The sequence below is a fragment of the Cellulosimicrobium sp. NPDC057862 genome, from assembly GCF_042797035.1.
GTDB lineage: Bacteria > Actinomycetota > Actinomycetes > Actinomycetales > Cellulomonadaceae > Cellulosimicrobium.
The window spans coordinates 36,102-53,167 of the sequence record NZ_JBHVMH010000003.1 but is presented as its reverse complement, the minus strand read 5'-3'; the positions used below and the strand labels follow the sequence as shown (position 1 = coordinate 53,167).

The following is a 17,066-nucleotide window of genomic DNA, read 5'->3' as shown; positions in this document are numbered from 1 at the left end:
GGCGCCCGGGGGTGTGGCACAGCGGACGGGTCTAGGGTGACCGGCATGTCCGACGCGACGACGCCGCGCGCGTCCTCCCCCGAGCCGTCCCCGGCCCCCGGTGAGGCGCAGCGCATCCACGTCACGCTCTCGACGGCCAGCGTCTACCCGCGCAAGGCCCCGTACGCCTTCGAGGCGGCGGCCGACCTCGGATACGACGGCGTCGAGGTCATGGTGTGGTCTGACGAGACGACCCAGGACGCCACGGCGCTCCGGCGGCTCTCCGCCGAGCACGACGTCCCGATCCGCAGCATCCACGCACCGACGCTGCTGGTGAGCCAGCGCGTGTGGGGGCGCGCTCCCGGCCCCAAGCTACGGCGCACCGTCGAGCTCGCGCAGGAGGTCGGGGCGAGCACGGTCGTCGTGCACCCGCCGTTCCGGTGGCAGTACCGGTACGCGCGCGAGTTCGAGGATCTCGTCGGCGAGCTCGACGAGACCGAGGGCGTGACCATCGCGGTCGAGAACATGTACCCCTGGCGCAGCCGCAAGCGCGAGATGCAGGCCTACCTGCCGGGCTGGGACCCGTCCGAGCACGGCTACGAGCACGTGACGCTCGACCTGTCGCACGCCGCGGTCGCGCAGCAGGACGCGCTCGCGCTGCTCGACGTGTTCGACGGGCGCCTCGCGCACGTGCACCTCGCCGACGGGTCGTCGTCGATCACGGACGAGCACCTTGTCCCGGGGCGCGGCGACCAGCCGTGCGACAAGGTGCTCACCGAGCTCGTGCAGCGCGGCTGGTCCGGGGACGTGGTCGTCGAGATCTCGACGCGCCGCGCCCGGACCGCGGCCGAGCGCCGCGAGGACCTCGCGGCGTCCCTGTTCTTCGCCCGCACCTACCTCACGCCCGGGCCGCACCCCGGTTACGAGCCGCCGCCCGGGCACCCGCACCGCCACGCCGACGCCTGGGGCGAGGAGGACGCACGCGACGGCGCGGCGGACGTGGGCACGGACGACGACGTCGCGAAGGCTGCCGGGACGGCCTGACGCCGCCGGGTCAGAACTGCAACGACCCGAGGACCCCGCGCAGCGTCTCGAGCCCTGCCTCGTCGCCGGGGAGCGTGATCGAGACCAGGACGTCCTGTCCGCCGTCCTCGCCGTGGAGCTGGACGTCCGCGCTCAGGGCGGGGACGGCGTCGACCGCCCAGTGCGGTCCCTGGCTGGTCAGCACCTGGGCGAAGTCGGCTCCCGGGACGACGATCGTCTGCGGGTGGAACTGGTCCGCGGCGGTGCTGAACGAGCTCGTGCCCGTCGTGCCGACCTGCACGAACATGTTCCAGCGCACGTCGGACGGCGTGCCGTCGACCGGCGGGCCGGACCACTCGACCCCCCGCCCGAAGTTGCCCTCGACGTCGCGGGACGTCCATCCCGGCGGGACGGCGTAGCTGAGGCTCTCGGTGGAGGCAGGCTGCCACCCTGCGGGAGTCCCGGGGACGACGACCCCGATCTCGGGATACGTGTACGTCGGGCTGAACCACTCCGGCGCTCCGTCGGGCTCGAACCACAGGTTGCCCAGGAAGGCGCGTGCCTGCTCGTCGCCCACCTCGTCGTCGGTGAACTCGAGGACGACCGTCCAGCCGGTGCCCGTCCCTGCGTGCCGGACGTCCGCCTCCCAGCGGACGAGGCCCGGATCGTCGGACGGGCCGCGCGTCACCGCGACGAAGTCCGCGCCGGGAATCTCGACCGTCCAGGCCCCGGAGTCCCTGGCCGGGGCGGTCCACGACGCGGCGCCGGGGTCGACGTCGATCGTCAGGGCGGCGCCGGAGTCGTTCATGGGCGGCGGGACCGCGTCCGCGGGAGTGTCCGACCCCGGGGGGTTCCAGCCCTCCGGGGACATCCAGGTCACCGACGCCGGCCCGCCGAACGCCTCGCCGTCGACCTCCCACCCCCCGGGCGGCAGCGTGTACGTGAGACCGCCCTGCATCGTGTAGTCCGCGTGGTGCATCTCCACGACGCCGTGCTCGACGCCCGGAAGCTCCGGGAGCTCGCCACCGCCCACCGGCAGAAAACGCACGGGCTGCTCGTGCTGCTCCGACGTCGGGTCGGGCACCGGGTCCGCCGTCGGCTCGTCCGGTGCGGGGGCGGCGGTCTGCGCCGGTGGCACGGTGAGGGCGAGGTCGGACTCGCGGGGCAGCATCCCGGGCAGCAACGCCACGGCGGCGGCCAGGACGCCGACGACGGCGGTCGACCCGCCCGCCGCGAGGGCGGTCCGGCGGACGCGCACGCGCCGCACCGCCCGGTGCGCGAGGGCGTCGGGGTCGAGCGTCGTCGGCACCTCGACCGCGTCCTGCGCCGCGCGCACGCGGGCGACGACCTCGATCTCCTCGACCGCCACGGGCTCGGGCGTCGTGCTCATCGCTGTCCCTCCGTTCCGTTCTCGGGGGCCACGAGGGTGCGCAGGCGGGCCAGCGCCCGGGACCCGGTGGACTTGACCGTGCCGACGGCGATGCCGAGCTCCGCGGCGGTCTCGGCCTCCGACCGGTCGAGCACGTAGCGCAGCAGGACGACCCTCCGCTGCTTGACCGGCAGGGCGAGCAGGGCGCGTACGATCCGGTCGCGGTCCTCGACCTCGGGCGGGTCGGTCGTGGACCGACGCTCGAGGCCCGCCAGGGTCTCGTGCTCCACGGATACCTCCCGTCTCGTCCGCCGCCACGTGTCGATGCGCGCCGTGGCGACGACGCGCCGCGCGTAGGCGAACGGCTCGCCGTCGCCGACCCGGGACCACGCGCGGAACGTCCGCTCGAGCGCGAGCTGGACGAGGTCGTGGGCGCGGTGCGCGTCCCCGCACAGCAGGTACGCGAAGCGGTAGAGGTCCGCGGAGCTCGCCCGCGCGAACTCGGTGAAGTGCTCCTCGGCGGTCTGCCCCACGCGCACGACCCGCACGTGAGGCGCGTCCGCCCGGTCGATCGCGACGTCGGTCATGCCCGACCGCCCCCCTGCTGCGTTCGGCGCTCCGGCCGACGTCGGTTCCTCACGAGTGCTAGACGCAGCGGAGGGCGGCAGGGGTTCCATGTTTCTTCCCGGGTCCGGAAGGATCGCCCAGGATCCCACGGACGGCGTTCCCCGTCGGCCGCGGGCGCGGCAGCGCTGACGTAGGCTCTGCGATCGTGGCTCGCGTCAACGGTCTCCTCGCCGACACGACGCCGCTGCGTACCTCCCCGCCGTTCCGCCGGCTGTGGTGGGGCCTGGGGATCTCGAACCTCGGATCGCAGCTCACGGTCGTCGCCGTCGGCCTCCAGGTCTACGCGCTCACCGGCTCGTCGCTCGCGGTCGGGGTGCTCGGCGTCTGCGCCCTGGTCCCGCTCGTCGTGCTCGGTCTCTACGGCGGCGCGCTCGTCGACGCGTACGACCGCCGCAAGGTCGCCCTCGCGGCGTCGACCGCGCTCTGGGTCATCACCGCGCTCGTCGCGGTCCAGGCCTGGCTGCACCTGAACTCGGTGGGCGTGCTCTACGCGCTCGTCGCCGCGCAGTCCGCGGCGTTCGCCATCAACAACCCGGCACGTTCCGCGATCATCCCGCGACTCGTCGAACCACGGCTCCTGCCCGCGGCCAACGCGCTCCAGACGATCGCGTGGAACGTCGCGCTCACCGTCGGCCCGCTGGGCGGCGCGTTCCTCGTCGCGCTGTGGGGCTACCAGGTCGCGTACACGATCGACGCCGTGCTCTTCACCGCCGCCCTGTGGGCGGTGTGGCGGCTCCCGGACATCCCGCCCCTCACCGGCGACGACACCCCGCAGGCCGCGCCCGCCGGGCGGCGACGCCGGGTCGCCGGGTGGCGGTCCGTCGTCGACGGCCTGCGATATCTCGCGACGCAGCCCAACGTCCGCACGACCTTCCTCGTCGACCTCGCGGCGATGGTGCTCGCGTCGCCGCGCGTGCTGCTGCCCGCCGCGGGCGTCGTGTTCCTCGGCGGCGGGGAGGCGACGACGGGCGTCCTCACGGCGGCGTTCGCGATCGGCGCCGTGCTGGCAGGGGTGTTCTCCGGCGGGCTGTCCCGCGTGCGCTGGCAGGGCCGCGTCATCGTCTGGGCGGTCACCGCGTACGGGCTCTCGATCGTGCTGTTCGGGTTCGTGCTCGTCGGGGTCGGGGCGACCTCCCCGACGACCGTCCTCGTGGGCGGCGTCGTCGCGGCGAGCGTCGCGCTGGCGCTCGCCGGCGCGTCGGACGCGGTGAGCGCGGTGTTCCGCCAGACCATCCTCCAGACCGCGACGCCCGACGACATGCGCGGCCGCCTCCAGGGCGTGTTCATCGTCGTCGTCGCGGGCGGGCCGCGCCTCGGTGAGCTCGTGCTCGGCGCCCAGGCGACGTGGGTCGGCGAGGCGTGGGCCGCCGTCGCCGGCGGCGTGGCGTGCGTCGTCGTGCTGTGGCTCGTCGTGCGGTCGCAGCGGAGGTTCTGGCGCTACGACGCCCTCCACCCCGAGCCCTGAGCGAGGGACTCAGCCGACGCGCGCGGCGCCGATCCGCTCGATGCGGTCACGACCCCAGTCCCCGAGGGACTCGAGCGCCGCGTTGAGCGCGCTGCCGTGCTCGGTGAGGGAGTACTCGACGCGCGGCGGCACCTCGGGGAACACCTCGCGCACGAGCAGGCCGTCCGCCTCCATCTCGCGGAGCTGCTGCGCGAGCACCTTGTCGCTCACCCCGGGCAGACCGCGCTTGAGCTCGGCGTACCGGCGCACGCCGTGGTCCTCGAGCTCCCAGAGGATGAGCGACTTCCACTTGCCGCTCACGACGTCCATCGCGGCGTCGAGCCCGCACACGTAGGGGCCGCGTCGCGCTGTGCTCGTGGAGGTGCCCGCGGGGGTGCCCGTGGAAGTGCGGACCGCCGTCGTCGTCATCGTTCGCTCCTTCGTCGCAGACCGGTTTCCGTGCGAGGCAGCGCCCTGGCCTGCACGCTCACCCTGAGGTGAGAACCCCACCTCGAAGTGCGTTCTTCCCGGCCGACCGTATGTCGGCGAGTGTGGACGGCGAGGGCGCGCCGCGCCGTCGGCCCGTCCGAGCACCACCACCCGACCCGGAGGAACGATGTCTGACCAGCCCGCACCCGGCCCACCCTCGGCACCCTCCGTCACCGTCCTCGGCCTCGGCGCGATGGGCCGGGCCCTCGCCGCCGGGACCGTCGCCGCCGGCCACCCGACGACTGTCTGGAATCGCACGCCGGGACGTGCCGGCGCGCTCGTCGGGGCCGGCGCCCGCGAGGCGGCATCGGTGCGCGACGCCGTCTCCGCCTCGCCGCTCGTCGTCGCGGTCCTGCTCGACCACGCGTCGGTGCACCAGACGCTGGACCCCGTCGCGGACGCGCTCGCGGGCCGGACGCTCGTCAACCTCGTGACGACCACTCCCGAGGAGTCGCGCGAGCTCGCCGCGTGGGCGGGCTCCCACGGGGTGACCTACCTGGACGGCGGCATCATGGCCGTCCCCGGGATGATCGGCGGGCCGGGGGCGGAGGTCCTGTACAGCGGGTCGCGCGCGGCGTTCGACGACGCCCGTCCCGTGCTCGACACGTGGGGCGGGAGCACGTGGTTCGGCGAGGACCCGGGTCTCGCGCCGCTCTACGACCTCGCGCTGCTCGCGGGCATGTACGCGATGTTCGCGGGCTTCTTCCACGGCGTCGCGATGGTGGGGACGGCTGGAGTGAGCGCGAGCGACTTCGCGCGCCGGGCGGCGCCCTGGATCGCGGCGATGACGTCGGAGCTCGCGGGCTACGCCGACGTCATCGACCGCCGCGACTACGGCGGCCCTGGCCAGCAGAGCCTCGAGTTCTCGGACCCGTCCGACATGGTCCGGGCGAGCGCGGAGGCCGGGCTCGCGACCGACGTCGTCGCGGCCGTCCAGGCGCTGGTCCGCCGTCAGATCGACGCCGGCCACGGTGCTGACGGGTTCGCGCGCGCCGTCGAGAGCATCCGCACCCCTGCCCGCACCACTGGCAGCATCCACGACCGCACCGTCACCGCCGGAGGAGCACGATGAGCACGCCCGTCACCCTGATCGGCCTCGGCCCGATGGGCCAGGCCATGGTCCGCACCCTGATCGCCGCGGGCCACCCCGTCACCGTGTGGAACCGCACGCCGTCGCGCGCCGACGCGCTCGTGGCCGAGGGCGCGGTGCTCGCCGCGAGCCCGGCCGAGGCCGTTGCGGCGAGCGACGTCGTCCTGCTGAGCCTCACGGACTACGCGGCGATGTACGACGTCCTCGGCGAGGCGACGGACGCCCTGCGCGGCCGGGCGGTCGTCAACCTCAGCTCGGACACCCCGGGGGCGACCCGCGCCGCGGCCCGGTGGGCGACCGCGCACGGCGCGACCCTCGTCGCGGGCGGCGTCATGACGCCCGCACCGGGCGTCGGGACCGCCGACGCCTACGTCTACTACAGCGGTCCGGAGGCCGTCTTCCGGGAGCACGAGGCCACGCTCGCGCTGCTGGGCGCGCCGCGCTACCTCGGCGCCGACCCGGGGCTCGCGCAGCTCCTGTACCAGGCGCAGCTCGACGTGTTCCTCACGGCGCTGTCAGGCGTCGCGCACGCGGCCGCCCTCGCGCAGGCGGCGGGGGTCCCGCCCACGCAGTTCGTGCCCGAGGCGCTGCGGACGCTCGTCGAGACGCCCGCGATGATCGGTGCCGACGGCGCGGCGGGCGCGGAGTTCGAGACCGGCGTCCACCCGGGGCACCTCAGCACCGCGACGATGATGGGCGCGACCGCCGCGCACGTCCTCGGCGCGAGCGAGGAGCTGGGGGTCGACACGGTGCTGCCGCGCGCGATCCTGTCCCACTACGAGGCGGCGCTCGCGGCGGGCCACGGGAGGGACAACTGGTCGGCGATCTTCGAGGTGATCAAGGCGCGCACGCCCGCGGCGCAGGGCGTCGGTGGCGGGTCCTAGGCTCGGGGCGTGCCCCCGAAGAAGCCGACGACCGAGCCACCCGCGATCGACCCGGTCGTCCTGGACGACCTCCAGCGCGGCGACGCGTACGACCTCGAGGCGGAGGCCGACCTCGAGGGGTTCGAGCTCGTCGACCTCCGGCTCGACCTGCTCGACCTGCACGGCGCGAGCGTGTTCTCGACGCGGCTCGACCAGGTGCGCGCCGACGAGGCCGACCTCGGGGCGGTGACGCTCACGGAGGTGGTGCTCGACCGGCTCGACGTGCCCGTGCTGCGCGGCACGCGCGCGCGGTGGCGCGAGGTCGAGGTGCACGGTGCGCGCCTCGGGTCGGCCGAGCTCTACGAGTCGTCGTGGGCAGGGGTCCGGTTCGTCGGCTGCAAGCTCGGGTTCGTCAACCTGCGCGGCGCGACCCTGCGCGACGTGATGTTCACCGACTGCACGATCGACGAGCTCGACCTCGTCGCGGCGGACGCGCTGCGCGTGGCGTTCGAGGGCACGCGCGTGCGCCGGCTCGACGTGCAGGCGTCCACGCTGGCGCACGTCGACCTGCGGGGCGCGGAGATCGACGAGCTCAGCGGCATCGAGTCCCTGCGGGGCTCGACGATCGACTCGAGCCAGCTCGCGCGCCTCGCCGCGACGTTCGCGCACAGCCTCGGCATCACGGTCACGGACTGACCGGGGGGATAGGGTGCGCGGCGTGACCGACGCGACGCACCCGTCCTCCGCCCTGCCCGACCCTGCCGAGGCCGAGGTCCTCGTCGCCGGGCCGGCGTCGTGGAACCTCCTCGTCCAGCTCGACGAGCTGCCCGCGCCCACCCCGCACACCGTGTTCGCCCGGTCGCACCGCCACACGGTCGGGGGGACGTCGGCGGGCAAGGCGCTCAACCTCGCGCGGCTCGGCCGGTCGGTGCTGCTGCGCACCGTGCTCGGGGCGGACGACGACGGCGCGCGCGTCCGGTCCGTGCTCGAGGGCGCGGGCGTCCGCGTGCTCGCGGAGCCCTCGCCCGACGGGCGTACCGAGAGCCACCTCAATCTCATGGACGACGACGGCGGGCGCGTGTCGGTCTACCTGCGCGCCCCGGGCGAGGTCCCGGCCCAGCGCGCGTCGTGGGACGTCGCGGTCGCCGCGCTCGACGCGGCGCGCGCCGTCGTGGTCGACCTCGCGGTCCCGGCGCTCCCCGTGCTCGACCTCGCGGTGTCGCGGGGCCTCGACGTCTGGGTCGACCTCCACGACTACGACGGCGAGTCGGCGTTCCACCGGCCGTGGGTCGACGCGGGGACGCACGTGTTCCTCAGCGGCGACCGGCTCGAGGACTCGCGCGGCTTCATGTCCGCGCGGGTCGACGCGGGCGCGCGGCTGGTGGTGTGCACGCACGGGTCGCGCGGCGCCGTCGCGCTCACGCCCGAGGGCGGCTTCGTCGAGGTGTCCGCGCATCGCGTGCCGCACGTCGTCGACACGAACGGTGCGGGCGACGGGTTCTTCGCGGGCTTCCTCGACGCCCACCTGCGCGGCGCGGGCGTCGAGGAGGCGATGACGGCGGGCGCCCGGCACGCCGCGCTCGTCGTGCAGAGCCCGGACCTCGTCCCGGCCTGATCCTGGGCCGGCGGTCGCGTGCTCGGTCAGCGCGCGGCGCCGACGGGCTCGGCCGCGGGCGCGACGTCGTCCGCCTCGCGCAAGGCCGCGGCGGTCGCCGCGCCACGGTCGCGGAAGTGGCCGACGAGCGAGAGCAGCAGCCCGAGCACGGCCCACCCGGTGAGCACGAGCCAGGGGAAGGTCGTGTCGGCGCCGGGGAAGTAGGAGAGCTCGCGCAGCAGCGTCGCGGCGGCGCCCGGCGGGAACCACTGTCCGACGGCGCCCCAGGGGCTGAGCAGGAACTCGACCGGGACGGCCGCGGCGGAGATCGGGTTCGCGACGAGCAGGAAGAGCACGGGGCCGACCGCGATCCCGGGCCTCCCGAGAACGGCGACGGCGCCCACGATCGTCCCGCCGATGGCGAGCAGGGCGATGCCCACGGCGAGCGAGTCGACGAGGTAGGCGCCGTGCAGCCCGCCGAGGGCGTGCAGGATCCCGGCGATCGTCAGACCGCCGACCACCGAGTACACGCCGAGCGCCGCGACGCGCCGCCACACCCCGACGACCGCGAGCGAGATCGCGATGCCGCCGGCCATCCCACCGATCAGGAACGGGAACGAGGACGCGGCGAGGATGCTGCCGTTCGGGTCGTCGGGGGACAGCGGCACGACGTCGGTGACCGCGACCGTCGGCACGGCCTCGGCGGGCACGCCCTGCGCGGTCGCGGCGGCGTCGACCTGCGCCTGGAGCGCGGGCTGGAGGCCGGCGAGGAGCTGTGCGACGGCGGGGCTCGCCGCGGAGGCGGTGAGGACCTCGGGCTGCTGGCCGAGGACGAGCGCGCCGTACGCGTCGCGGGACTCGACGAGGTCGACGGCCGCGTCACGGTCGGCGACGGCGACGAGCTCGATCGCGCCCTCGGCGTTCTGGTCCAGCCCTGCCTGCACCTGGGCGACCACGGCGGGGTCGCCCGCGGCCGCGACCGGGAGGTCCTTCGGCTCGGCGGTGACGGAGGGCCAGAGGAACGCGAGGACGACGACCGCGACCAGGGCGACGAGCCCGACGGCGGTCGTCACGACGCGCGGCCAGTGCGTGTGCGGGGCAGCGGCGGAGCTCATGGGGAGACCTCTCATAAAACGAATGTTCGTTCTCTATAGAGTCGACCTGCACGCCCCCTCCTGTCAAGAACGATCGTTCGGTTTAGGGTGGGCGGATGCCCCGCGTGAGTGACGAGTACCGAGCGCAGCGGCGCGACGACATCGCCGCCGCGGCCCTGCGCGTGTTCCGCCGCAAGGGCTTCGCCGCCACCTCGATGGCGGAGATCATCGCCGAGTCCGGGCTGTCCGCCGGCGCGATCTACGGCTACTACGACTCCAAGATGGCGATCGTGCACGACGTCGCGGGCCGGATCGTCGGCGGGCGCATCGCCGACGTCGAACGGCTCGCCGAGCGCGACCCGCTCCCGCCGCCGTCGGCCCTGGTCGAGGTCCTCATGCACGGGGTGGTGCGAGAGATCGGCAGCACCGCGATCCTGCTCCAGGTCTGGGGCGAGGCCGTGACCGACCCCCGCATCCTCGAGTTCGCCTCGGCCGTCCTCGCCCGCCTCCGGGGAGTCTTCGCCGACTACGTCGCCGCCTGGCACGAGCAGACCCACGGACTCGACCCCGCGCGAGCAGCGGAGCTCGGTGCCGAGCAGGCGCCGCTGTTCGTCGCGGCGTGCCAGGGCTTCATCATCCAGAGCGCGCTCATGGACGACTTCGACGCCGACGCCTACCTCGACCGCACGACCCGCCACCTCCCGCGCTGACCTTCTCGCCGAGGCAGGACCGCTGTCGCCCGAGAGAGCCGTGGTCGGCCGAGGTAGCCGTGATTGCGCGAGGTAGAACGGGGTCCTCCCGTGCGGTACCGGGTTCTCGGGCGGGTCAGGCGAGGCCGGTGTCGCGGGCGACGATGGCCGCCTGCATGCGGGTCGCGACGCCGACCTTGGCGAGGACGCGCGAGACGTGGGTCTTGGCCGTCGCCTCGGTGATGAAGAGCTCGGTCGCGATGCCCTGGTTGGACAGGCCGCGGCCGAGCGCCGCGAGCACGTCCACCTCGCGCGGCGTGAGGTCGGCGAGCCGCGGGTCCGGGCTCGGGACGCCCACCCCGGCGCCGGGTGCCGGGGCGGCACCGGTCATGCCCGACCCCGGTCCCGCGGCCGCGGCCGTCCCGCCGGGGCGGGTGGGCGGGTCGGGGCGAGGAGCGCCGTCGGGAGCCGGGCCGCGCGCGAACGCGGCGAGGAGACGGCGGGTGACCTCGGGCGCGAGCACGCCGTCGCCGTCGGCGACGCGGCGGACGGCGTCGAGCAGCGCGGCGGGCTCCGCGGACTTGAGGAGGAAGCCCGCGGCGCCTGCGCGGAGCGCGCCGTCGACGTACTCGTCGAGGTCGAACGTCGTGAGCACGAGGACGTCGGCAAGCCTTTCGCCCGTGATGACGCGCGTGGCCTCGATGCCGTCGACGCCGGGCATGCGCAGGTCCATGAGCACGACGTCGGGCCGTAGCGCGCGGGCGTTGGTGATCGCTGCCGTCCCGTCGGACGCCTCGCCGACGACCTCGACGTCGTCGGCGGCATCGAGCAGGAGGCGCAGGCCCGCGCGGATCGCAGCGTGGTCGTCGGCCAGCAGCAACCGGACCGGTCGTCGTGTCACGCGTGCCCCCTCTCGATCGGCAGGTCGGCGACGGGGACGGACGCCCGCACGACCCACCCGCCCGCCGCCGTCGGACCCGCCGCGAACGTCCCTCCGAGGCCGTCGGCCCGTTCGCGCATCGTCAGCAGCCCCGTTCCCGCGCTGAGAGGACTCTCGACGGGTGGAGCGGTGCCCGGCGCGCCGTCGTCGTGCACCGCGAGCTCGAGTGCCGACCGGCGCCGCGCGAGCCGAACGGTGACGGGCGACCCCGGCGCGTGCTTGAGCGCGTTGGTCACGGCCTCCTGAGCGATCCGGAAGAGCGCCTGGTCCGCCGCGGCCGGCAGGGACGACGTCGCGACGCCGTCGGGGTCGTCGAGCGTGACCGTCGTGGTCGCCCGGGCAGCGTCGAGCAGCGCGTCGAGGCCGGCGAGCCGGCCCGGCGCGGCGACGGTGTCCCGGGCCGTGTCCGCGCCGTCGTCGCGGCGACCCTCCGAGCGGAGCAGCAGGATCATCGACCGCATCTCGTCCAGGGACGCGACGGCGCTCCCGCGCACCTGCTGGAGCGCCGCACGGTCCTTCGTCGCGTCGGGCGGGAGCGCGAGCGCGGCGCCGGAGTGGATCGCGATGGTGGACAGGTGCGACGCGATGACGTCGTGCAGGTCGCGCGCCATCGCGGCGCGCTCGGCCCGGACGGCCTCGTGCCGGTCGAGCTCGGCGATGCGCTCGAGGTCGCTCGCGCGCTGCCGCTCCAGGTCGGCCGTGCGCGCCGCGGCCTCGGCCTCGCGCGCCGCGAGGTCGGCGCGCTCGCCCGCGAGCTCGGCGAGCTCGCTCTTGGTCCGCACGTTGGTCGCCCACCACATCGGCACGAGGAGCACGGCCCCGAGCTGGAGACCCATGTAGACGAACTGGCGGACGTCGCGCGCGGCCTCGCCCGCCGCGACGGAGCCCAGGACGGCGACGGTGACGGCCGCTCCCCAGAGCCAGGCGCGCGCCCGCGGCCCCGACCACAGCGCGGCGGCGTAGAGCAGGTCCCACAGCACGAGCGTGATCGCGAGGCTGCCGCCCCACCGGATGTCGACGGCGGTGACGGCGACGCCCCCGAGGAGCGCCAGGATCGGGTGGGCGCGCTTGACGAGGATGAGGAGGCAGCCGACCCCGAGCAGGGCGACGCGCCACCACGGCTCCGCGGGCTCGGCGACGAACGGGGCCTGGACGATCCCCACGAGGCCCACCTCGAGGAGGAGCCACCCGAGGACGAACGTGACGACGGCGGAGAAGGCGTCGTTCCGGCGGTCCTCGATGCGCCAGACCTGGGGGAGCGACCGGACCGCCGCCTGCCAGGTGCCGGAGCGCGCGGGCGCGACGGGGCGCGCCCCGTCCCCGCCGTCGTCCATCGTGCTCACGCACCCATCCCAGCACAGCGAACCGTTCCCCGGATCGGTCGAACGGTGTACGACGGCGGCGGTCACCGCCCCCCGGGCAGCTCGCCGAGCGCGCCGGGTCGGTCGTTCGCCCGACGACGGGACGGCGTCACGGGGGCGACGCTCGACGGCATGGACATCCCTCTCGACCTCGACGCAGTCGGCGGGCCCGGCCTGGGGCTCGCCGCGATGGCGGGCGTGCTCGTCGTGCTGGCCCTCATCGACTCCACGAGCTTCGGCACGCTGCTGATCCCCGTGTGGCTGCTCCTCGCCCCGGGCCGCCTGCGTGCCGGGCGCGTGCTCGTCTACCTCGGCACGGTCGCCGCGTTCTACCTGGCCGTCGGGATCGTCGTCCTGCTGGGCGCGGGGGCCTTCCTCGACCGGTTCGGCGACGCCCTCGACACCCGCGCCGCGGCGATCGTGCAGCTGCTGCTCGGGATCGGCCTGTTCGCGCTGAGCTTCCGGTTCGACAGCAAGCGCGCGGCCCGGCGGGACGCGCGCGCGGCCGCCGCGGCGCCGGCGACGGTGGGCGCGCGGCCGTCCGCCCCGGGCCAGGGCACGGGCGACGCGTCCGGCGGGGAGCGAGGGACGACGTCGGCCCCGCGCCCGGGGCGGCTGTCGCGCTGGCGCGAGCGCGCGCTGGGGATCGAGGCGGACGCGGCCGGTGCCGTCCGCACCCGCCCCTCCGTGCTGCCGCTCATGGGGCTCGCGCTCGGTGCCGTCGCGCTCGAGGTCGGGACGATGCTGCCGTACCTCGCCGCGATCGGGCTGCTCACGACGTCGGACGTCGGCTGGCCCGCGACCGGCGCCATCCTCGCCGCCTACTGCGTCGTGATGATCGCGCCCGCGCTCCTGCTGCTGCTCGGGCGCCTGGTCGCCGCGCGCGCGGTCGACCCGCTGCTGCGCCGGCTCGACGCGTGGCTGACGAGGAACGCGACCGACATGACCGGCTGGGTCCTCGGGATCCTGGGCGTGCTGCTCGCGCTGAACGCGATCGGGCGCCTCGGCTGGACGGGCTGACCCGCCCCCGGAGGCATGCGGTCCGTGCCGGACCACCATGCGCCTGTGGCCCGTCCGGACGTCCGGACGGGCCACAGGCACATGCTCGGCGGGAGGGTCAGACGTGCGAGCCGTTCGACGACTTGTCGCCCGAGCCCGTGAGCGTGCCGCCCGCGAGGCTCGCGATGAGCTGGTTGATGTCGACGCCCGTCAGCTGCTTGACGACCTCCTGGCCCTCGCCCAGCACCGACGCGACGTTCTTCGTGATCGCGGACGCGCCGTCGGTCGAGACGACGGTCATGCCCTGGATGTTGCCGATCGGCTCGGCCGCGGCGCGCACGATCTCCGGCAGACGCTCGATGAGCTCCTGCACCAGGGCCGCCTCGCCGTACTTCTGGAGCGCGTCGGCCTTGGCGTCGGTCGCCACGGCCTCGGCGCGACCCTCGGCCTCGATCGCCGCGGCGCGGGCCTCACCCTCGGCCTTGATACCGGCGGCGAGGGCGACCTGGCGGTCACGCTCGGCCTCACCGGCGCGGCGCACGGCCTGCGCGGACGCCTCGGCGTCCTGGATCGCGGCCGTCTTGTTCGCCTCGGCGATGACGGTGCGCTTGTACGCGTCGGCCTCGGTCGCGGCGTTCGCGGCGTCACGACGCGCGTTCGCCTCCTGGACCTCGGCGTACGCCTTGGCCTCGGCGGGCTTGCGGATCTCGATGTCGAGGCGCTCCTGCGTCACGCGAGCCTGCTCGGCGAGCGCCTCGCGCTCCTGCTGCGCGACGAGGCGGTCCTGCTCGGCGCGCGCGAGCTGGCCCGCGGCCTCGGCCTCGGCGTTCGCGCGGTCGGTGTCGGCCTTGATCACGGCACGCTTGAGGTCGAGCGCCTTCTGGCGCTCGGCGATCTGCTCCGCCGCGTCGATGACGGCGAACTCCGAGGCGCGCTGCGCCTCGGCCTCGGAGACCTCGGCGACCTGGCGGGCACGGGCGGACTCGGCGCGGCCGAGGTTCGCGAGGTAGTCCGAGCCCGGCGTCGAGATGTCGGAGATGTTGAGCAGGTCGACCTGGAGGCCCTGCTCCGAGAGGTCGGCCTTGGTGGACTCGACGACGCGGTCGGACAGGCCCTTGCGGTCGGAGATGATCTGCTCGATCGTCATGTCGCCGACGATGGAGCGCAGGGAGCCCTCGAGGGACTCCTTGATGATCTCCGTCAGCGTGCCCTGCTGGGAGAGGAAGCGCTGGGCCGCGCGACGCACGCCCTCCTCGTCACCACGGACCTTGAAGTTGATCGACGCCTTGATGGCGATCTTGATGCGGTTCTTGTCCACGCCCTCGACCGTGATGCCGATCTGGCGCTGCTCGAGCGAGATGGAGAAGCCCTGCTGGAGGATCGGCCACACGAACGTGCGGCCGCCGACGACGACCTTCTGCCCGCTGCCCGCGGCCTCCTTGCGGCCCGCGCCGCGGCCGACGATGACCAGGGCCTCGTTCGGCGGGACGCGGCGGATGCGCTTGCTGATGAAGATGACCACCGCGAAGAACGCGATGACCAGGGCGACGATCGCCAGGGTCGTGATGAGGTTCGTGTCGTCGAACATGGTCCGCGCCGGGGCGCGTCTCCTTCCGTGGGTGCGGGCAGGTCAGGCGTACGGCAGTGCTCGGTGGACGGTCCGGGTGGGTGCCCGGCCGGTCCGCCGGTGGTGCGTGCGGGTGCGCGGCACCCACGGGTCGACGCGCGGGGCGCCGCGTTCGGTCCTTTCCAGGACCTCAGTCGTTGGGGTAGTGGCGCTGGACGCGCACGCGGCTCCCGGACTGCTCGAGCACGACGACGCGCGCGCCCTCCGGGATGGGCTCGTCCGACCAGGCGAGGCGGCGCTCGAGCTCGTGCACCGCGTCGAGCGAGACCTCGCCGCGCGCGGGGTCGATCGCGGTCGTCGCGGTGCCCTGCACGCCGACGAGCGAGGCGGGGACGCCGTCCTCGGAGACGCGCAGGTGCTTGACGAGCGCCTGCACGAGCACCATGACGACCAGCGCCACGACGAGGGATCCGACGTACGCGAGCCACGTCGGCAGGTCGTTGGTCGTCACGATCACGCCGACGGCGCCGAAGACCACACCACCCACGCCGAGCGTCGTGCCCGACACGGCGCCGTCACCCAGGTCGACGATCTCGCCGACGAGCAGCGACAGGAGCAGGAGGGCGAGTCCGGCGATGCCGATGACGATGAACGCGATCATGCGAGGTCCCCTTGCTGCGGCGGGCGGCCGTGCGTGCGGTGTGTCGTGTGGACTTGTCGTTCCCGACGTGGCGTGTGGAGTTGTCGTGAACGTCCGCACACCTTACCGTGACCCGACCATGCCGTGGGGCAATCCGGGCCTTCGTCACATGGGGAGCACTCCCCAGGTGTGACGGCCCCCGTCAGGAGCCGAGCTCGTCCAGCATCCGCAGGAGGTTCGCGCGCGCGGTGGCGGCGTATCCCTCGACCCAGTCGCCCTCGTAGGCGCGCGGCACGACCTCGACGGCGAGGACGCACGCGAGGTACGCCCGGTACAGGCTCAGCCGCGTCCAGGCCTCGGGTGCGCCCGACCCCGGCGTGCCGTCTCCCAGGCCGAGCTCCAGCCCCGTCTCCCCGCCGGCGGCGGCGTAGCCCGCGAGGAGGTCGGGGTCGACGGGCCCGGCTCCGAGCTGGTCCGCGCCCGCGAGCTCGAACAGCGGGTCGCCCCAGAGCGACCGCTCGGCGTCGAGCACCCCGACGATCGCGAGGCCTGCGTCCGCGGCGCCGGTCGCCTGGTCGTCGCCGCCGAGCAGCACGTTCCCGGGCCAGAGGTCCGCGTGCACGAGCCGGGGGACGGTCACGCGGGCGAGCAGGTCGCGGTGGCGCGCGACGGCGTCGCGCACGCGGGTCTCGGGGAGCTCCACGCCCCAGCGGCGCGCGTCGTCGAGCACGGCCCCGACCATGCGCCCGAACGCGTCGGGCCACGAGTCGGCGGCGAGGCCCGACGCCTGAGCCGGGTAACCGAACCGGTCGCCCGCGATCTGGTGCAGGCGGGCCATGAACGACCCGAGCCCGCGGCGTACCTCCGCGGTGGCCGCGTCGTCGAGCTCGCGCCCGCTCCACAGGGTCCCGTCGAGGAACGTGACGACGAGCGCGTCGCCGTCCACGTGCTCGCGCGTGAGGTCGGCGTGCAGGACGCGCGGGACGGGCAGCCCGGCCGTGTGCGCCGCCCGGTAGGCGGCGTCCTCCGACGTGAGGATCCCGTGCTCGTAGCGCAGCAGGCGCGACGTGTCCGCCCCGGTGACCTTGACGACGACGCGCGCGGGGGAGCCGTCGGGCACCTCCTCGTCCGGGCGTGGGGCGAGGTCCACCGCGAACACGCTCGCGAACATCCCGCCGCTCAGGGCCTCGGTCCGCACGGCCTCGCCGAGCGGGGCCACGATCGCGGCGAGCTGGTCGTGGGTGACCGACGTCTTGGTGAGCACCGCGCGAGCCTAGCGGCGTGCCGTCGGCCCGGGG

17 protein-coding genes are annotated in these 17,066 nt (G+C 74.8%); 8 read left to right on the top strand and 9 right to left on the bottom strand.

The genetic code is table 11. The features are described from left to right. Window positions 1-45 precede the first annotated feature (45 nt). Window positions 46-1,023, top strand: a complete 978-nt coding sequence (locus ACFVN3_RS05770) for a sugar phosphate isomerase/epimerase family protein (protein WP_378231535.1) — start codon at window positions 46-48, stop codon at window positions 1,021-1,023. Between the two features lie 10 nt (window positions 1,024-1,033). Here the strand turns inward: ACFVN3_RS05770 and ACFVN3_RS05765 are convergent, their stop codons facing one another. Further along, window positions 1,034-2,392 (bottom strand): hypothetical protein, encoded by a 1,359-nt coding sequence (locus tag ACFVN3_RS05765; protein ID WP_378231533.1) that lies wholly within the window; start codon window positions 2,390-2,392, stop codon window positions 1,034-1,036. Continuing rightward, window positions 2,389-2,958 (bottom strand): SigE family RNA polymerase sigma factor, encoded by a 570-nt coding sequence (locus tag ACFVN3_RS05760; protein WP_378231531.1) that lies wholly within the window; start codon window positions 2,956-2,958, stop codon window positions 2,389-2,391. Before ACFVN3_RS05760 ends, ACFVN3_RS05765 begins: the two co-directional genes overlap by 4 nt. Window positions 2,959-3,143: 185 nt before the next feature. On the opposite strand from ACFVN3_RS05760, the gene ACFVN3_RS05755 reads away from it, so the two are divergent. Continuing rightward, window positions 3,144-4,463 carry an MFS transporter gene (locus tag ACFVN3_RS05755; protein ID WP_378231526.1) on the top strand — a complete coding sequence of 440 codons (1,320 nt, stop codon included), beginning with the start codon at window positions 3,144-3,146 and terminating at the stop codon, window positions 4,461-4,463. 9 nt (window positions 4,464-4,472) lie between these two features. Here the strand turns inward: ACFVN3_RS05755 and ACFVN3_RS05750 are convergent, their stop codons facing one another. Beyond that, window positions 4,473-4,871, bottom strand: coding sequence for a winged helix-turn-helix transcriptional regulator (locus ACFVN3_RS05750; RefSeq protein ID WP_378231523.1), 399 nt, complete (start codon window positions 4,869-4,871; stop codon window positions 4,473-4,475). Between the two features lie 187 nt (window positions 4,872-5,058). Between ACFVN3_RS05750 and ACFVN3_RS05745 the strand changes: the two genes are divergently transcribed. From ACFVN3_RS05745 to ACFVN3_RS05730, 4 genes are read left to right on the top strand one after another with little or no spacing between them, the layout of a single operon-like run. Continuing rightward, window positions 5,059-6,003: an NAD(P)-dependent oxidoreductase gene (locus ACFVN3_RS05745; protein WP_378231521.1), complete on the top strand. Its 945-nt coding sequence runs from the start codon at window positions 5,059-5,061 to the stop codon at window positions 6,001-6,003. Next, window positions 6,000-6,905 carry an NAD(P)-dependent oxidoreductase gene (locus ACFVN3_RS05740; protein WP_378231519.1) on the top strand — a complete coding sequence of 302 codons (906 nt, stop codon included), beginning with the start codon at window positions 6,000-6,002 and terminating at the stop codon, window positions 6,903-6,905. The genes ACFVN3_RS05745 and ACFVN3_RS05740 overlap by 4 nt, the downstream gene beginning before the upstream one ends. Window positions 6,906-6,914: 9 nt before the next feature. Further along, the gene (locus ACFVN3_RS05735; RefSeq protein ID WP_378231517.1) at window positions 6,915-7,580 is read left to right on the top strand and encodes a pentapeptide repeat-containing protein; all 666 of its coding nucleotides are present in this window, start codon (window positions 6,915-6,917) and stop codon (window positions 7,578-7,580) included. Between the two features lie 22 nt (window positions 7,581-7,602). Further along, window positions 7,603-8,499, top strand: coding sequence for a carbohydrate kinase family protein (locus ACFVN3_RS05730; protein ID WP_378231514.1), 897 nt, complete (start codon window positions 7,603-7,605; stop codon window positions 8,497-8,499). A gap of 26 nt (window positions 8,500-8,525) precedes the next feature. Here ACFVN3_RS05730 and ACFVN3_RS05725 read toward each other — a convergent pair whose 3' ends face one another. Then, window positions 8,526-9,593, bottom strand: a complete 1,068-nt coding sequence (locus tag ACFVN3_RS05725; RefSeq protein WP_378231511.1) for an ABC transporter permease — start codon at window positions 9,591-9,593, stop codon at window positions 8,526-8,528. Window positions 9,594-9,688: 95 nt separating this feature from the next. On the opposite strand from ACFVN3_RS05725, the gene ACFVN3_RS05720 reads away from it, so the two are divergent. After that, a complete protein-coding gene (locus ACFVN3_RS05720) occupies window positions 9,689-10,282 on the top strand; it encodes a TetR/AcrR family transcriptional regulator (protein WP_378231509.1) in 594 nt (197 codons plus the stop codon). Window positions 10,283-10,397: 115 nt separating this feature from the next. Here the strand turns inward: ACFVN3_RS05720 and ACFVN3_RS05715 are convergent, their stop codons facing one another. Both ACFVN3_RS05715 and ACFVN3_RS05710 read right to left on the bottom strand, forming a co-directional pair. After that, window positions 10,398-11,162, bottom strand: a complete 765-nt coding sequence (locus ACFVN3_RS05715; protein ID WP_378231507.1) for a response regulator — start codon at window positions 11,160-11,162, stop codon at window positions 10,398-10,400. Then, window positions 11,159-12,535, bottom strand: coding sequence for a sensor histidine kinase (locus ACFVN3_RS05710; protein ID WP_378232050.1), 1,377 nt, complete (start codon window positions 12,533-12,535; stop codon window positions 11,159-11,161). Before ACFVN3_RS05710 ends, ACFVN3_RS05715 begins: the two co-directional genes overlap by 4 nt. Before the next feature lie 159 nt (window positions 12,536-12,694). Here ACFVN3_RS05710 and ACFVN3_RS05705 point away from each other — a divergent pair, with 159 nt between their 5' ends. Beyond that, window positions 12,695-13,582: a GAP family protein gene (locus ACFVN3_RS05705; RefSeq protein ID WP_378231504.1), complete on the top strand. Its 888-nt coding sequence runs from the start codon at window positions 12,695-12,697 to the stop codon at window positions 13,580-13,582. Window positions 13,583-13,679: 97 nt separating this feature from the next. On the opposite strand, the gene ACFVN3_RS05700 is transcribed toward ACFVN3_RS05705, so the two are convergent. The 3 genes from ACFVN3_RS05700 to ACFVN3_RS05690 all read right to left on the bottom strand — a co-directional run bounded on the left by ACFVN3_RS05700 (window position 13,680) and on the right by ACFVN3_RS05690 (window position 17,032). After that, window positions 13,680-15,149 (bottom strand): flotillin family protein, encoded by a 1,470-nt coding sequence (locus tag ACFVN3_RS05700; protein WP_378231501.1) that lies wholly within the window; start codon window positions 15,147-15,149, stop codon window positions 13,680-13,682. 169 nt (window positions 15,150-15,318) lie between these two features. After that, window positions 15,319-15,789 (bottom strand): NfeD family protein, encoded by a 471-nt coding sequence (locus ACFVN3_RS05695; RefSeq protein WP_378231499.1) that lies wholly within the window; start codon window positions 15,787-15,789, stop codon window positions 15,319-15,321. 181 nt (window positions 15,790-15,970) lie between these two features. Then, window positions 15,971-17,032 carry a phosphotransferase family protein gene (locus ACFVN3_RS05690; RefSeq protein WP_378231497.1) on the bottom strand — a complete coding sequence of 354 codons (1,062 nt, stop codon included), beginning with the start codon at window positions 17,030-17,032 and terminating at the stop codon, window positions 15,971-15,973. Window positions 17,033-17,066: the final 34 nt, after the last annotated feature.

Bases quoted from the DNA above. Each gene is read 5' to 3' on its own strand.
- ACFVN3_RS05700 (WP_378231501.1), bottom strand. From the start codon at position 15,149: ATGTTCGACGACACGAACCTCATCACGACCCTGGCGATCGTCGCCCTG.
- ACFVN3_RS05770 (WP_378231535.1), top strand. From the start codon at position 46: ATGTCCGACGCGACGACGCCGCGCGCGTCCTCCCCCGAGCCGTCCCCG.
- ACFVN3_RS05725 (WP_378231511.1), bottom strand. From the start codon at position 9,593: ATGAGCTCCGCCGCTGCCCCGCACACGCACTGGCCGCGCGTCGTGACG.
- ACFVN3_RS05705 (WP_378231504.1), top strand. From the start codon at position 12,695: ATGGACATCCCTCTCGACCTCGACGCAGTCGGCGGGCCCGGCCTGGGG.
- ACFVN3_RS05720 (WP_378231509.1), top strand. From the start codon at position 9,689: ATGCCCCGCGTGAGTGACGAGTACCGAGCGCAGCGGCGCGACGACATC.
- ACFVN3_RS05740 (WP_378231519.1), top strand. From the start codon at position 6,000: ATGAGCACGCCCGTCACCCTGATCGGCCTCGGCCCGATGGGCCAGGCC.
- ACFVN3_RS05750 (WP_378231523.1), bottom strand. From the start codon at position 4,871: ATGACGACGACGGCGGTCCGCACTTCCACGGGCACCCCCGCGGGCACC.
- ACFVN3_RS05710 (WP_378232050.1), bottom strand. From the start codon at position 12,535: ATGGACGACGGCGGGGACGGGGCGCGCCCCGTCGCGCCCGCGCGCTCC.
- ACFVN3_RS05765 (WP_378231533.1), bottom strand. From the start codon at position 2,392: ATGAGCACGACGCCCGAGCCCGTGGCGGTCGAGGAGATCGAGGTCGTC.
- ACFVN3_RS05745 (WP_378231521.1), top strand. From the start codon at position 5,059: ATGTCTGACCAGCCCGCACCCGGCCCACCCTCGGCACCCTCCGTCACC.
- ACFVN3_RS05760 (WP_378231531.1), bottom strand. From the start codon at position 2,958: ATGACCGACGTCGCGATCGACCGGGCGGACGCGCCTCACGTGCGGGTC.
- ACFVN3_RS05695 (WP_378231499.1), bottom strand. From the start codon at position 15,789: ATGATCGCGTTCATCGTCATCGGCATCGCCGGACTCGCCCTCCTGCTC.